Source organism: Candidatus Protochlamydia sp. R18 (assembly GCF_000648255.1).
Classification (GTDB): Bacteria; Chlamydiota; Chlamydiia; order Chlamydiales; family Parachlamydiaceae; genus Protochlamydia; species Protochlamydia amoebophila.
In genome coordinates this window covers 1-14,555 of the sequence record NZ_BASL01000677.1, presented here as the reverse complement: position 1 = coordinate 14,555, position 14,555 = coordinate 1, and the positions used below count along the sequence as shown (strand labels likewise).

General features: G+C 36.8%; 12 protein-coding genes and 1 pseudogene. 2 read left to right on the top strand and 11 right to left on the bottom strand.

Annotated elements, in window-relative coordinates; all coding sequences use genetic code 11:
* Positions 1-646: 646 nt before the first annotated feature.
* Positions 647-1,459 (bottom strand): M4 family metallopeptidase, encoded by an 813-nt coding sequence (locus TY19_RS05025; protein WP_042280691.1) that lies wholly within the window; start codon positions 1,457-1,459, stop codon positions 647-649.
* Positions 1,460-2,022: 563 nt separating this feature from the next.
* On the opposite strand from TY19_RS05025, the gene TY19_RS05015 reads away from it, so the two are divergent.
* Positions 2,023-4,665: a leucine-rich repeat domain-containing protein gene (locus TY19_RS05015; protein ID WP_042280688.1), complete on the top strand. Its 2,643-nt coding sequence runs from the start codon at positions 2,023-2,025 to the stop codon at positions 4,663-4,665.
* 681 nt (positions 4,666-5,346) lie between these two features.
* Here TY19_RS05015 and TY19_RS05010 read toward each other — a convergent pair.
* From TY19_RS05010 to rpsL, 10 genes are all read right to left on the bottom strand, one after another.
* On the bottom strand, positions 5,347-6,189 hold the full coding sequence (locus tag TY19_RS05010) for an EscT/YscT/HrcT family type III secretion system export apparatus protein (RefSeq protein WP_042280687.1): 843 nt from the start codon (positions 6,187-6,189) through the stop codon (positions 5,347-5,349).
* Between the two features lie 39 nt (positions 6,190-6,228).
* Entirely contained in the window at positions 6,229-6,510 is a 282-nt protein-coding gene (sctS, locus tag TY19_RS05005) for a type III secretion system export apparatus subunit SctS (RefSeq protein ID WP_039356202.1), read from the bottom strand.
* 14 nt (positions 6,511-6,524) lie between these two features.
* Positions 6,525-7,496 carry a type III secretion system export apparatus subunit SctR gene (gene sctR, locus TY19_RS05000; RefSeq protein WP_052354790.1) on the bottom strand — a complete coding sequence of 324 codons (972 nt, stop codon included), beginning with the start codon at positions 7,494-7,496 and terminating at the stop codon, positions 6,525-6,527.
* Positions 7,497-7,506: 10 nt separating this feature from the next.
* On the bottom strand, positions 7,507-8,178 hold the full coding sequence (locus tag TY19_RS04995; protein WP_042280685.1) for an HrpE/YscL family type III secretion apparatus protein: 672 nt from the start codon (positions 8,176-8,178) through the stop codon (positions 7,507-7,509).
* Positions 8,175-9,020 carry a hypothetical protein gene (locus tag TY19_RS04990; protein WP_011174754.1) on the bottom strand — a complete coding sequence of 282 codons (846 nt, stop codon included), beginning with the start codon at positions 9,018-9,020 and terminating at the stop codon, positions 8,175-8,177. Before TY19_RS04990 ends, TY19_RS04995 begins: the two co-directional genes overlap by 4 nt.
* Before the next feature lie 26 nt (positions 9,021-9,046).
* Positions 9,047-10,060, bottom strand: a complete 1,014-nt coding sequence (sctJ, locus tag TY19_RS04985) for a type III secretion system inner membrane ring lipoprotein SctJ (protein ID WP_052354789.1) — start codon at positions 10,058-10,060, stop codon at positions 9,047-9,049.
* Positions 10,061-10,339: 279 nt separating this feature from the next.
* Positions 10,340-10,675, bottom strand: coding sequence for a 30S ribosomal protein S10 (gene rpsJ / locus TY19_RS04980; protein WP_011174756.1), 336 nt, complete (start codon positions 10,673-10,675; stop codon positions 10,340-10,342).
* 17 nt (positions 10,676-10,692) lie between these two features.
* Entirely contained in the window at positions 10,693-12,780 is a 2,088-nt protein-coding gene (gene fusA, locus TY19_RS04975; RefSeq protein ID WP_011174757.1) for an elongation factor G, read from the bottom strand.
* 12 nt (positions 12,781-12,792) lie between these two features.
* On the bottom strand, positions 12,793-13,266 hold the full coding sequence (rpsG, locus tag TY19_RS04970; RefSeq protein ID WP_039356213.1) for a 30S ribosomal protein S7: 474 nt from the start codon (positions 13,264-13,266) through the stop codon (positions 12,793-12,795).
* Positions 13,267-13,432: 166 nt separating this feature from the next.
* Complete coding sequence (gene rpsL / locus TY19_RS04965) at positions 13,433-13,813, bottom strand: 30S ribosomal protein S12 (RefSeq protein WP_011174759.1); 381 nt, start codon at positions 13,811-13,813, stop codon at positions 13,433-13,435.
* Between the two features lie 650 nt (positions 13,814-14,463).
* Between rpsL and TY19_RS14095 the strand changes: the two are divergent.
* Positions 14,464-14,555: pseudogene (locus tag TY19_RS14095) on the top strand (IS982-like element ISPasp3 family transposase); the annotation flags it as partial.

Genomic DNA, 14,555 nt, shown 5'->3' with positions numbered 1-14,555 from the left:
TTGTGCCCCTTCATTGTTTAATGTAACGTTCATAAAAAATTCCCTAGTTTAGATCTATAAAAAAACAATTTTTTATCTTAGCCTGTTTACGTTAAACTGGCTTTAAAATTAAAGAAAATAATTAGATACACGCCTAATAATATCTATTTGCCCAAATCCTTCATGATACAGTCTAAACTTTATCAGTTCTATAAATGTTCAGCTATTATCAGTTAAATAATTTTCTATCACTTAGCATTTAATCTTTAGATTTTTTGAGTCTATGGGAAGCTTTTCAAGGCTAAATTCAACGATACATGATAGATAGTTTTTGTTTAACTAACATTAACAACGTAACATTCTCTAATTTATTAGCTGTATATCATTAGAAAAAATTAAAAATAAAATAAGAAAATTTACAAAGTCTTTTTTTAGTTTTCATTAGAGGACTAATGGTTATTATCGATTTTGAATTTGCTATATGACCGAGCTAGGGTAAGCATCAGAACAAGCAGGGTCGGAAGCTTGTCATTGTTCATTGTTTATGGAAAAAAAGTTGCCAACTCGGTTGGTAACTTTTTTAATTTCCCATTTTTTAATACGTTTAGTGTCATTTGTCTAGAATGTTAGCATGGCCTAAGTCTAACCAACTAAATTTGTTAACACTTTACGGAAAAAGGGGTGAGGTTTGTTCCCAAGCATCGGAGATAGCGTTAATAACAATCCTGCCGGCTGTATGAATATCCTCATTAGCAACTTTGATTGTCTTAGCTCTAAATCCTTTAAAAGATTTATCTCCAAGAGCTAACATCGACTTAAACCAAATGTTAAAGAGTAATTTACAATGAGTTGAATCATGAGACAGATTTTTTGAAGCAAGATAAAATGTATAGCTGATAATCAAGCTATTATCATGCACATAGCCGAAATCATTGCCAAGGTTATATGTAGTTGAAAACTTAAATTTTTCAGGGATGTTGCTTAAGTTACGCAAATTACCAATTTGCCAATCATTTTGACTCATACTCTCATATTGTTTGAATGCTATAGCAGCAACATCCGCAATTGCTTCATCTAACGCTCCTGATTCTCCTTTATATTGTAATGGATTATGATACGCTATCACGGCGTGTGTTATTTCATGACACACAATATCTGGACGAGAAGCAAATTCGTTATCAAAAGCGAAATGTTTCAGCTTAGGAGCATAATAGGCATTTTCTTTAGGATAATGAATAAAAAACGGCGGAATAGCTCCCTCTTTGTCCACATTTACACCTATCAGTTGAAAATTCATCCAATAAAATTTTTTTATTGTTTCTACTACTGCATTGATTTTTAAACAAAGTTTTGCTTCTTCTTGGGTACCGCAGGGAATAGCTACGTAACCTTTTTGCAAAAGTTCTTCTGTAGTATATGAAAGAACTTGCGTTGGTTGATATGGTGAGGGACTATTAAAAGCGTGTGACAATTCTGCCATTTTTATTCCTTTGTTTTTGAATTATTTGATAGAAAATAATTTATTTAGTCGTTTCAGTACGAACAGAATAGTTTAAAGTTTTTATATTTAATCGGGTGCGATGTTGGGGAGAAACTACTACTTCTTTAAAATACTATATTTGCTGCTTTTTCTAACTTTTTAGACTATTAATCTAAAAATTTTAAAGGCATATTCGATAGAATTTTTTTATTTAGAAAATTTAAAAACAGCTTTTAATTAACTTTTTCGAACTTCTTTTTCATTTCTACAATTCTACAAGGATTATCTGTATACACGGCGTCTAGATTTAATGTGAGGGCCTCTTCCCATTCATCCTTTTTGTTAATCCTGAATAACACCAAAAATAGCTTCGTAGTAGAATTTCTTAAATAGAAAACGAGTTGTGGTGTCCACAAATGAATCTCTATTGATAAAGGTAAATTTTTTCTTTAAATGTGACTGCCTATTTTATCTCATGACTATTGCAATAATTTTTTATCTATAAATAATATTGTTAAAACATTTATAAATTAAAATTTATTTCACTCATTTGGATGGCCATTTTGAATATTCCTACTCTGAGTTATAGTTATCTTGTCAATACAATGACCACTTCTGACTATCAATCTCAAGAAATTAGCGAGCCTCCTAGAAATGAAGATAACTCCTTAGGCAATCCTTTGGCTAATCTAGAAGAAACTGGTGCACCAACGATTCAAGTTCCTGATCTTTCATCTTCATCTGAAGAACTTCAACTAAGTTTTCAAGAGGGAACTTCTCTGAATATTTCTCATTCTCAGTTAGCCATGTTAAGAGAAAAATCCCTTTATTTTAAGAATCTATGGTCAGGAAATTTTCAAGAAACTCTTCAACATCCTCTCGCTTTGACACAAAAGGAGTTTACGCATCTGCTTAATTGGGTCATGGATGCTAATTTTAAAGTTCCTTTGGAAGAGATCACTTCTTCCATTCAACTAGCCGATTATTATGAGCTAACAGAAGTGGTAAAAAGCTTAGAAGAGCAGCTAATTGATGGGCATAAATTACAGAGATTTGAACCCTTTAACTCCACTGAAGAAAGCTTAGTCGGATTAAAAGAACTTTTAAATTTTGCGCAGCAATGTCGATTAAACACTTTGAAAAACTATTTAGAATTGACCGTTTTGAGCGCATTATTAAACCAGAGTTCTCAGTTAACGGAATTTCAAAGAATTATAAATCACTTTTCAAATGAGATAGAAGCAATCCATTTTTCAGACAATGTTTATTTGACTGATGCCCATCTTTTAACGTTAAAAAATTGTAAAAATTTAAAAGTGCTTCAACTTCAAGCGTGCCGCAATCTCACTGATGTAGGATTAACCCATTTGTCTTCCTTAGTGACTTTACAGTATTTAGATCTGAGTGGGTGCGATAATCTCACGGACGCTGGATTAGCTCATTTGACTCCCTTAACCGCTTTACAATATTTAGATCTGAAGGGGTGTGCTAAGCTCACGGGGGCTGGATTAGCGCATTTGAAATCTTTAGTGACTCTGCAGCATTTGAATCTGAGCCAGTGCATTAAGCTCACGGACGCTGGATTAGCGCATTTGAAATCTTTAGTGGCTTTAAAGCATTTAAATCTGAGTGAGTGTGATAATCTCACGGATGCTGGATTAGCGCATTTGAGGCCCTTAGTGACTTTACAGCATTTAGATCTGAGTCAGTGCTATAAGCTCAAGAATGCAGGATTAGCCCATTTGAAACCTTTAGTGGCTTTGCAGCATTTGAATTTGAGTCAGTACTATAAGCTCACGGACGCTGGATTAGCCCATTTGAAACCTTTAGTGACTTTAAAGCATTTAAATCTGAGTTGGTGCGATAATCTCACTGATGCTGGATTAGCCCATTTGAAACCCTTAGTGGCTTTACAGCATTTAGATCTGAGTGGATGCACTAAACTCACGGACGCTGGATTAGCCCATTTGACTATTTTAGTGGCCTTGCAGCATTTGAATCTGAGTTGGTGCGATAATCTCACGGACGCTGGATTAGCCCATTTGACACCCTTAACCGTTTTACAGTATTTAAATCTGGAGAGGTGCAGTAAGCTGACGGGCGCTGGATTAGCCCATTTGACACCCTTAACCGTTTTACAGTATTTAAATCTGGAGAGGTGCGATAATCTCACTGATGCTGGATTAGCCCATTTGAAACCCTTAGTGGCTTTAAAGCATTTAGATCTGAGTGGGTGCAGTAATCTCACGGACGCTGGATTAGCCTATTTGAGATCTTTAGTGACTCTGCAGCATTTGGATCTGGATGGGTGCAGTAAGCTGACGGACGCTGGATTAGCCCATTTGACTCCCTTAGTGGCTTTACAACATTTAGATCTGAATGGGTGCAGTAATCTCACGGACGTTGGATTAGCGCATTTGACACCTTTAGTGGCTTTACAGCATTTAAATCTGAATAAGTGCCGTAATTTCACGGATGCTGGATTAGCTCATTTGACACCCTTAACCGCTTTACAGTATTTAAATTCGGAGGGATGCAGTAAGCTCACGGACGTTGGATTAGCCCATTTGAGACCTTTAGTGGCTCTGCAGCATTTGAATCTGAGTTGGTGCGATAATCTCACGGATGCTGGATTAGCCCATTTGAAACCCTTAGTGGCTTTAAAGCATTTAGATCTGAGTGGGTGTGATAATCTCACGGACGCTGGATTAGCGCATTTGAGGCCCTTAGTGACTTTACAGCATTTAGATCTGAGTGTGTGCCATAAGCTCACGGATACTGGATTAGCGCATTTGAGGCCCTTAGTGGCTTTAAAGCATTTAGATCTGACTGGGTGCGATAATCTCACGGATGCTGGATTAGCGCATTTGAGGCCCTTAGTGGCTTTACAACATTTGGATCTGACTTGGTGTAAGCTCACGGATGCTGGATTAACCCATTTGGCACTCTTAACCGCTTTAAAGCATTTAAATCTGAGTCAGTGCAGTAAGCTCACGGGCGCTGGATTAGCACATTTGACTCCCTTAGTGGCTTTAGAAAATTTAGATCTGAGTTGGTGCGATAATCTTACTGATGCTGGATTAGCCCATTTGGCACTCTTAACCGCTTTACAGTATTTAAACCTGGAGAGGTGCAGTAAGCTCACGGACGCTGGATTAGCGCATTTTAAAACCTTGGCAGCTTCAATCTATTTAAACCTTCAATAAAAAAAGAAAATTGACGCCGAAAATAAGAGCTACCTGTCCTAAGAAAATAAAGGATGAAGTTTTATTAAAGTTTATTAAATCTCATATAGATAGCCTATTTAAGAGAGACCCCCGCTCATTTTGATGTCACTATACAGGCAGTTTTTAGGCTTGTAAACGACAAAAAATACTTTTAAAAAAGACGCTATTCTATCAAGAATAGGAAGGAGGGAAAAAGAACAAAGTTTTAAAAAAGTAGAAAATCTCAATAAAAAACAGATGAAAGAAGAGTTAATCCTTACGTTTGTAGACATTTTGAAACTAGAAGATTCGCAAGTAAATCCAGAAAACAAAGCCTATATTTTACCTAATCAAACTAATCTCATCAAATATATCTTTAAGCCAATTTAAGAGCACATTTAAGAAAGTAGAAAAGCTAGGCTAGTTTTTCTTCTAAAAAAAATTTAAGAATTTAAAACTCTTTGCTTTGGTTAAACTCAATGCGTAAATTGTAAAAAGAAATAGAGTGTAAAGTTTTTTTAAGTGCCTTCTTTAACTAATTTTTGCGATTAGAAAATCCGGATAACCTTTGATAAAGTTAAGTCTAATCAATAAAACTATTTTGCTTACTGAAGCATTAGCAAACTAGTCAAAGGTTTCGATTTCTCTTTCAGAATTTAAAAAGATGCTGTGGATTTATCTTTAGTAGGCAGGTTGGAACTGATCTAGCAATTTGTAGAGATAATTAACCCAAACATAGCTTTCGTCTACTATTTGTTTTAAGAATAATTGCCAACCAAAAAAGACAATTGCTAAAGCAAGGAGTGATTTAAGAGGCATTCCTAAAAAGGTGATTTGAACTTGAGGTGCCAATCGGTTGGCTATTCCTAAGAAAAAGTCAGTCATCAGGATCATGATTAAAGCAGGAGCCGCTAGCTGGGTGCTCAAGATCATGACTTTTCCCACCATTTTCATAACATCAATGACAATATTTGAATTCATTGTAAAAAATTTGGCTGTTAGAAATTTATCGGGAGGTAAAATTGAATAGGATTGAGAAATAATATCTAAAATCATGAAAGGACCATCGATCATAAAAAAGAGATAAATCAAAACGAGGTTAAAAAGTGTTCCCAAAGGGGATGATTGATTTTGCAACGTCGGATCATTGATCATTAAACTAGATCCTCCTCTTTGATGGTCAATTAAAATTCCACAGTTTTGCACGATGATAAAGGGTATACTGATAAGGTATCCTAACAACAACCCTACAAACAGTTCTTTAAAAAAGTAAAGAACAAGTAAAAGATTAAATGTGATGGGTGTCGTTGTAACAAAAATAAGTTGAGGTAAAAAAATTACAAAAAAAGAAATTGCTAGCGCAATTTTAACGGGGTGAGGGAGAACTCGGGCTCCAAAAAAGGGGGCAAGTGCAATGATCGGCAACATACGACCAAAAAAAAGAAATAGCAAAGAAAAAAAAGCCAGCGGATCATAAACAGAAAAAGCCGTGTTGATATAAAGTGTCACGTAGTCATCGGTCATGACGGCTCACATCCTGAAAATTGAAAAGTTTCTGATGCTTTAACGAGCACTTTGAACACTCCATTGAGGGAAATTAACAAAGATGTCATTGGCAAAAGACATGATTTGGGCTCCAAGCCATCCCCCAAGAAACATCAAAGTTAACGTCACGGCAACTAGTTTAATTGTAAAGGATAAGGTTTGCTCTTGAATTTGCGTGGCAGCCTGAAAGATAGCTACAATAATTCCAAAAAACATACTCACTAATATAGGAGGAGCAGATAAAATCAAAATCAATAGCATCCCTTGGTAAGCAAGTTGAACCACTTGGCTTTGAAACATAAATTTTTACTCCGCTATTGAAATGTTTTGACTAAGCCTTCGATGAGGATGGTCCAACCATCTAACATCACAAGTAAAAAGAGCTTTAAAGGCATTGAAATTGTCACAGGTGATAGCATCATCATTCCCATCGCCAGTAGAATGTTTGAGGTGACAAGATCGATTACAAAAAATGGGATATAAATTAACACACCAATTTCAAAAGCATCTTTCAATTGTCCTGTTATGTAGGAAGGAACAAGAACAATAAAATCATCGGGTTTTAAAGTTTCACGATAATCTTCAGGCAAACCTCTATACACCAACCTATAAAATAAAGCTTGATGGCGAGAAGAACTATTTCGTTTTAGGTATTCTTTCATGGGTCCGCTGGCTGCAGAAGCAACCTCGATCACATAAGTAGAAGAGCCTGGGGAAAGAAAAGATTCGGGTACGTTTGGTTGATTGATAGCAGTTTGTGCAGCATCATACATTTTTATTGCTGTGGGATACATGATGAATAAACTCAATAAAAATGCCACACCATTGATAATTTGGTTAGGAGGCGCTTGTTGAACACCTAAAGCTGTTCTTAATAAAGACAACACCACAACAATTTTTAAAAATGAAGTTAATATCATGATAATGAAGGGAAGGAGCGAAAGCAAAGATAGTAAAACAGCTTGCGTAATCAATGAGGGTCGTTTTAATTCACTAATTTGTGCCTCTGTGGCTTGATAAGCCTTTTGTTCGTCAGTTAGCGGAGTTGGTTTTTCTGGTTTGTAAGCAGGGCGTGGAACAGGTTTTAAGGGGCGCGGCGTCGTTCTGACACTTGTTGTAGACCTTCCTGAAGAATTTGAAATTGTTGATTGAGTTGTACTCGTCGTTGGAGAAGTAGAAGTGGAATTAGTTTGCGAATAAACAGTATCTGGTGCTAGCCCAAATAAAACGAGAAGCCCTAGCAAACAAAGAAGGGATTTAAAGGAAATGTGTTTATATTTATACATGAAAAATACCTTAACTACTTTGTGCGGGAGGTTCTATGGGAGATTGTTCTACAGGAACTTTGACTAAACTTTCAAAAGCTTTTTCTAAAACCTGCCAACGATGATCTAGCTGAGCATTAATAATTCCTATTTCGGTTTCAATAATGCATCCACCGGGCTTGACGTCATCTCTGGGACGAATAGATAAACTTTCTAAACTCTCAAAAATTTCTTTTAAGCGAGGTTTGTTTTTATCTAAAATATCGAGGTCTTTTTTATTAACATAGATAGTTGCGTGTTTGTGTTGGGTAACGGCTTTTAAATTATTTGCTACAATATCTAAAATAATGTCAGAAGAAAGTTCAATTTCTTTACTCACGATTTTTTTGGCTGCTTTCAATGCAACAGGGAGAACGAGTTGCTGTAATTCTTTGTGAACTTTTTCAATTTCCTTCTCTAATTTGACTAAATGTTCAGCCCACTTTTTGAATCCCTCTTCATAGCCTGAATTTTCTGCGTGTTCTTTAATTTCTTCGCATTCTTTAGCGATTTGCAATCGATATTTTTCGGCGTCTTCTTTAATGTGTTCTAAAACACATGAGGCATCCGCAAGTTTAGAAAAAGATTCGCTTGGGATAATTTTTGTTTTGGGGGCTGCGTGAATCTGTTCCCCATAAATTAAGGTGAAAAACTTTTTACTCACATGGACTCACTTTTAAAAAAATTCATGAGATTGATGACTTGTCCTTTTAAAAAAGGAGTAACCTTATCAATACTTTCTTTTTGATAAGCATTCAAGATAAGCTTTCCTCTACCCGTATCCAAGGTATGAGCAAGATACCAAATAAAATCAGGATGTTGCCCACATAAAGCTTTGCTTAAACGAAAAAGGCCTCTTTGATGGATAATACGTTTAAGTTTAGTACAATCTTTCAGAGAAGGATCTATGCCAAGTTTAGGAACTGATAAAACTTCTTTCTGATGCAAACAAACTTTTAGATAATAGAATTGTTTTGGGGTCAAACAGGCATAAATATTTTTTAGATGATTTTTATCTACAATATGTCGAACTTCGACGGCAAGATCGTGTAAACCCAAAAAATCAATTAAAAGTGTCAATTTATCTTTATTCCAGGTTCCAAGCTCTGATAAATCTGTCTCAGGGAGATAATCATAGGGGAGACGCTCATCAGCTTTTAGAAAGCTATAAAGTTGATTGATGATAAATGTTTTAACGGGTTTTGATAGGGTAAGTGATTGCGCGTTTTGGAGGCCTGACGCTTGTTCACTTGTTAAAGCTGCTTTAACTAAAGGATAGAGACGTTCAGGAAAATTTTCAAGAAGGGGAGCAATCCATGAATAATGCATTCTTCTCAACAAATTTTGAGGTTGATAAAGAAGAGGGCTTAAATCAGTAGAACGAATTGTTTGACTTTGCAAAGCCTGAGCTTCTTCTGTGGAAAGATACTTTAATAATATCTCTCCCCCTTTGAGATGGTATCGGTTGATGAAAATACGCATCATCATCCAGCCTCTTTTATCCATAACAATCCTTTTAATCAATGAAACGCTTAGGTTTCATCAACTCCTTGATTTAGGGTGTTATCTTCTGTCTCTTTTTTATTAGATTGCTCATTTTTTTGTTTTTCTGAAGATTCTGATTCGATGGCATCATTCTTTTTCGCCTTATTTAAAAGAATAGGGTGAAATGATAACAATTCTTTAAAACCACCAGCTTCTTTCAAGACTGGAAGAAATTTCCAGAGGAACCAAATGAGTGTTAATAACAAAATAACCAAAGTTATGGTGAAGGAGAAAAAAATTATTCTAAAACGTGATAAAGAGTCTTTTGCCAAAATAATTGACCAAACATTCACGTATTGTCTATCATCTTCTCCAAGATTACCCATTATTCCTAAGGTAGAATCTCCGTAACGGGCTTTATCACCAATGACAGTGACATAATCATAATCTAAACCATTAACACTGCCAGCAACTAAACGCTTTATACGTGTAATTAGGTGGGCGTTAGGATCATCTAAAACACCATTATGTTTGACGTAAACGGAAGCTGTGATTTTTTGTTTAGGTGCATTTGGATTGAGCGGATCTTCATCAGGAAAAGAAATTTGAACATCGGCATCTAATACGCCATCGATTTTTCTGATGGTACTTGCGATTTGTTCGGCAAGCCCAGCTTGATAGCGGATTTTTTCCTGCATGCCTGAAGGAACTAGAGAGGTATTAGCAAAAATACCAAGTAAGTTTTGTCCTCGTCTTCTTGGTAATCCAACTTGATTTAATAAAGCCATCGCTTCATTGGCTTGCCCTTCTTCCACACTGATATTCCATAAAACCCCTTTTGCGCCACCACCACCTTCGGAAACTGCTTGAACTTTATTGGCATTGATTCCTTTATTGGATAGAAAAACGAGTATTTCGTTAGCTTCTTTTTCTTCTAATCCATTTACAATGACGCGTCTTGATTCACAGCTTGTGACCAATCCCATGAGAGTGATTAATAAGAAAAATTGACGAATAAAATAATACAAATTTGTTTGTGAAAAAGTATTTTTGGTAGTCATGAACCGCTCTGGATTAAGCTTATTTTTGAGAGATAATTTTAACCAGATCCTAGCAGAATAATGAATTTAGCTATAGATCTTCTAAGCAAAACAATGAAAATTTCTAAAGATTCGAGGGTTAAATAGATTTTGGAGTTCCAGAAATACACTTTTTTCAAATCATTTTGCAATAAAATTTGATAATTTTAGGCAAAATTCAGATGAATAATGAATAGCCAAGATAAAAAAGAGGCCGGATTATCCGGCCTCTGAAGCTGAAAACTCAATTACTTCAAACGATTAAGCTTTAATTTTAATGTCTACCCCAGCAGGGAGAGTCAATGTTTTTAAAGCATCAATTGTTTTACTCGTAGGATTGAGAATGTCGATTAAGCGACGGTGCGTACGAATCTCAAATTGCTCGCGAGATTTACGGTCAATGTTTGGAGAACGGAGAACCGTAAATTTTTCACAGCTTGTAGGGAGAGGAATTGGGCCTGCTATTGCAGCACCAGTTCTCTTGGCTGTCTCGACAATGTCACCTGTTGAACGATCTAGCAGACGTTGATCATAACCTTTCAGTCTGATGCGAATTTTTTGTCTTGCTGATTTAGGCTGCTTTTCTTGTTTTGCCATAAATAACCTTAAAACTCTTACTTCTTAATAATTTCTTCCTGAATTTTCGATGGAACACGCTCAAAGTGGCTAGGTTCCATTACGTAGGTAGCGCGCCCAGAAGAGAGCGAACGCAGCAATGTCGAATAACCAAACATTTCACTCAAAGGAACTTCAGCGTGAATAATCACAGCTCCTTTATGGTTTTCTTGACCAACAATTTGTCCACGACGACGATTCAAGTCACCAATAACATCTCCCATGTGAGCTTCTGGAGTTGTTACATCAACTTTCATAATAGGCTCTAAAATCACAGGTTTACACTTGCGAGCCGCTTCTTTTAAAGCCATCGATCCGCAAATTTTAAACGCCATTTCGTTAGAGTCAACATCGTGGTAAGATCCAAAGACAATATCAACAAGAACATCGACCAAATTAAAGCCGGCAAGAACTCCTGTTGATAATCCTTCCTCGATCCCTTTAATTGTTGGTGCAATATATTCTCTTGGAATGACACCACCCACAATTTTACTGACGACCTCGTTTCCTTTTCCTTTTTCATTAGGACGGATTTCGAGCTCGACATGCGCATATTGTCCGCGACCACCTGACTGTTTGACAAACTTAGTTTGGCTGCTACCAGGTATAGTAATTGTTTCTTTGTAGGCTACTTGTGGTTTACCAACATTAGCTTCAACGTTGAATTCACGTTTCATACGATCGTGCAAAATTTCTAAGTGAAGCTCACCCATTCCGGCGATAATTGTTTGACCTGTTTCTTCATCTGTTGTGACTCTGAAAGTAGGGTCCTCAATTGATAATGAAGATAAAGCCATTGCAAGCTTTTCCCGATCCCCTTTAGATTTTGGCTCAATAGCCATTGAAATTACAGGTTCAGGGAACTCCATTTTTTCAAGCAAAATAGGTCTTTTTGACGTACAAAGAGTATCTCCAGTCGTCGCCTTTTTCAAACCGATACAAGCAGCGATATCACCCGTGTGAAATTCATCTTTTTCTTCTCGTTTGTTTGCGTGCATTTCAAGAAGACGAGAAATTCTTTCTTCTCCACCTTTTGTGGTGTTAAGTAAAGACGTTCCTTTTGTTAAAGTACCACTATAAATACGAATGTAAGTTAAACGACCGACATAAGGATCGGTCATAATCTTAAATGCTAAAGCAGCAAGCGGCTGCTCATCATCTGGTGTTAAGAGAATTTCTTCATCCGTATTTAGGTCGTGAGCTTTGATTTGACCTCTGTCTAAGGGTGAGGGCATCCAAGCGACAACCGCATCTAAAAGCTGTTGAACCCCTTTATTTTTGAAAGCTGAACCGCACAAGACTGGATTGAACTTGTTTTGGCAAACGCCTTTACGAATCGCAGCGTTAATCTCATCTTCTGTTAAAGAGTCAGGGTTTTCTAGCACTTTTTGCATGAAGTTTTCATCATCTTCATCAAGAGTAGCGAGTTCCTCTAAAAGTTCGGCTCTCATCTTTTTACATTTTTCAAGGAGATCGGCTGGAATGTCTGTTTCATCCCAATCTGCTCCGAGAGTTTCGTCATGGAAAAGATAAGCCCTCATTTTTACAAGATCAACCATTCCTTTGAAATCAGCTTCTGCACCGATTGGGCACTGAACCGGAATAGCATTTGCATGTAATTTTTCGCGCATTGTTTTAACTGCATCAAAAAAATCTGCGCCCATACGATCCATTTTATTAACAAATGCAATACGTGGAACACCATATTTATCAGCTTGACGCCAAACTGTTTCTGATTGGGGCTCTACACCGGAAACAGAACAGAAAAGCGCAACAGATCCATCTAAAACGCGTAATGACCGTTCAACTTCAATTGTAAAGTCAACGTGTCCAGGCGTGTCGATAATATTGATTTTTGCGTCTTTCCAAAAAACGGTTGTGGCTGCGGAAGTAATTGTGATTCCACGCTCTTGTTCTTGAGCCATCCAGTCCATAGTTGCAGCGCCTTCATGAACTTCACCAATTTTATGTGAACGTCCACTGTAATAAAGGATACGTTCTGTGGTTGTCGTCTTACCAGCATCGATGTGAGCCATGATCCCGATATTACGCAAATTTTTAAGATGCTCTTTAGCAGGTCTTGCCATGTAGTCTCCTTATTACCACTTATAGTGGGCGTAAGCTTTATTCGCTTCAGCCATGCGGTGGGTGTCATCTTTCTTCTTAATTGTCGTACCTTGGTTGTTATAGCAATCGCTAAGTTCAGAAGCTAAAGCATCTTCCATAGAACGGCCTGCTTTTCCTCTAGAATGTCCGATAATCCACCGCATAGCCATCGATGAACGACGGTTAGCAGGAATTTCGATAGGTACTTGATATGTGGCTCCCCCGATACGGCGAGATTTAACTTCTAAGGAAGGTTTAGCATTTTCTAGAGCTTGTTCAAATGCTTCGAGAGGATTTTCTGCTTTTACTCTCTTCGAAAATTTTTCTATAGCATTATAAACAATGCGACGGGCGGTTGACTTTTTACCACTTTCCATCACTTTATTAATAAATTTTGACAAAACTGTACTGCCGTATAACGGATCAGGTTCTGTCGGTCGTTTTTCTGCACTGTGTCTTCTTGACATGATTTCCTCAAAAAATGAGCGATTAAATCTAATTTGATAATAGAAGATCTCGTTGATTCACCTGGAATCAGGGATCTTAATCCCTTAACACCTGCGCGTGATTGGCGTTTATGTAGCAAAAACGCTAATCGCGAACCAGGATATTCATTGATGCAATATCCTAGTGTTACTTCTTACTCTTGGGACGTTTTGCCCCATACTTGGATCTTCCTTGTTTACGGTCTTTAACAGCCGCACAGTCTAATGCACCACGTACAATATGATAACGCACCCCTGGTAAGTCTTTTACACGACCACCGCGTACGAGAACAATGCTGTGTTCTTGGAGATTGTGTCCTTCCCCTCCAATGTAAGCAATAACTTCTTGACCGGTAGAAAGGCGTACCCATGCTACTTTACGTAAAGCAGAGTTTGGTTTTTTTGGAGTTTTTGTTTTTACTTGCAAGCACACACCACGTCGTTGTGGACACTTTTGGAGTGCAGGTGACTTGCTTCGTCGCTTTTTCGGAGCACGTGGCTGGCGAATGAGCTGTTGAATTGTCGGCATGTTTGCCTTCTCCTGATAATAGGGTTAATAAAGTCCCTCATTAAAAATCACTTTAATAAGAGATACCCGCTAAGTATAGAAAACTAAAGGATTTTTGACAAAGATAAAGAATGATAACCGATGGAATTGAAAATTAGCTTTTCATTCGTTTAAGCATGGATGAAATTCTAAAAATTTCTTTATGCCTTGATCGTTGTTGTGATGAACTTAAAAGAGAACGCTCATTTTTTTCTACTTTTGCAGCTATCGCTGCTTGCCTTGCTTTGTTTACGCTCTTTTAAATTGTTTCAGATCTAGATCGACCGATATGCTCTATGATTGCAACAATTATAGAAGTAAACATTCCTCCCACATTTCCATAAATCGTAGGGTGTTACTTTTTAAAGTTCCGGTAATAATTATTGTGAGTAGGATTAAGTAGTATGAATAGAATTGAGCTTGATAAAATAAAAAGACATGGCTATCAATTTAATTTTTCTTAATTATATAAAAGTTAAAAAAATTATAAAAATAGGATATGTAATGAATATTATATTTTAATATAATAATGTAAGTTGCAAATAACTAAGTTGAAATAAAATTTAGATGTAAATAAAAAGGCCTCAGATCCTTAAATTGTTTTTGTGCAACAAATAACAAGGATTGAAGCCATGGAAGAACAAATTATAGCACTTTACTGCCTTTTAGACGACTACATCCTTTCGATTGGATACAAAGATTGGCCAAATACAAAACTGTCTAC

Excerpts from the sequence above, each read along its gene's own strand:
- TY19_RS05025 (WP_042280691.1), bottom strand. The coding sequence starts at position 1,459 with ATGGCAGAATTGTCACACGCTTTTAATAGTCCCTCACCATATCAACCA.
- TY19_RS05010 (WP_042280687.1), bottom strand. The coding sequence starts at position 6,189 with ATGACCGATGACTACGTGACACTTTATATCAACACGGCTTTTTCTGTT.
- sctS (WP_039356202.1), bottom strand. The coding sequence starts at position 6,510 with ATGTTTCAAAGCCAAGTGGTTCAACTTGCTTACCAAGGGATGCTATTG.
- sctR (WP_052354790.1), bottom strand. The coding sequence starts at position 7,496 with ATGTATAAATATAAACACATTTCCTTTAAATCCCTTCTTTGTTTGCTA.
- TY19_RS04990 (WP_011174754.1), bottom strand. The coding sequence starts at position 9,020 with ATGGATAAAAGAGGCTGGATGATGATGCGTATTTTCATCAACCGATAC.
- sctJ (WP_052354789.1), bottom strand. The coding sequence starts at position 10,060 with ATGACTACCAAAAATACTTTTTCACAAACAAATTTGTATTATTTTATT.
- rpsJ (WP_011174756.1), bottom strand. The coding sequence starts at position 10,675 with ATGGCAAAACAAGAAAAGCAGCCTAAATCAGCAAGACAAAAAATTCGC.
- fusA (WP_011174757.1), bottom strand. The coding sequence starts at position 12,780 with ATGGCAAGACCTGCTAAAGAGCATCTTAAAAATTTGCGTAATATCGGG.
- rpsG (WP_039356213.1), bottom strand. The coding sequence starts at position 13,266 with ATGTCAAGAAGACACAGTGCAGAAAAACGACCGACAGAACCTGATCCG.
- rpsL (WP_011174759.1), bottom strand. The coding sequence starts at position 13,813 with ATGCCGACAATTCAACAGCTCATTCGCCAGCCACGTGCTCCGAAAAAG.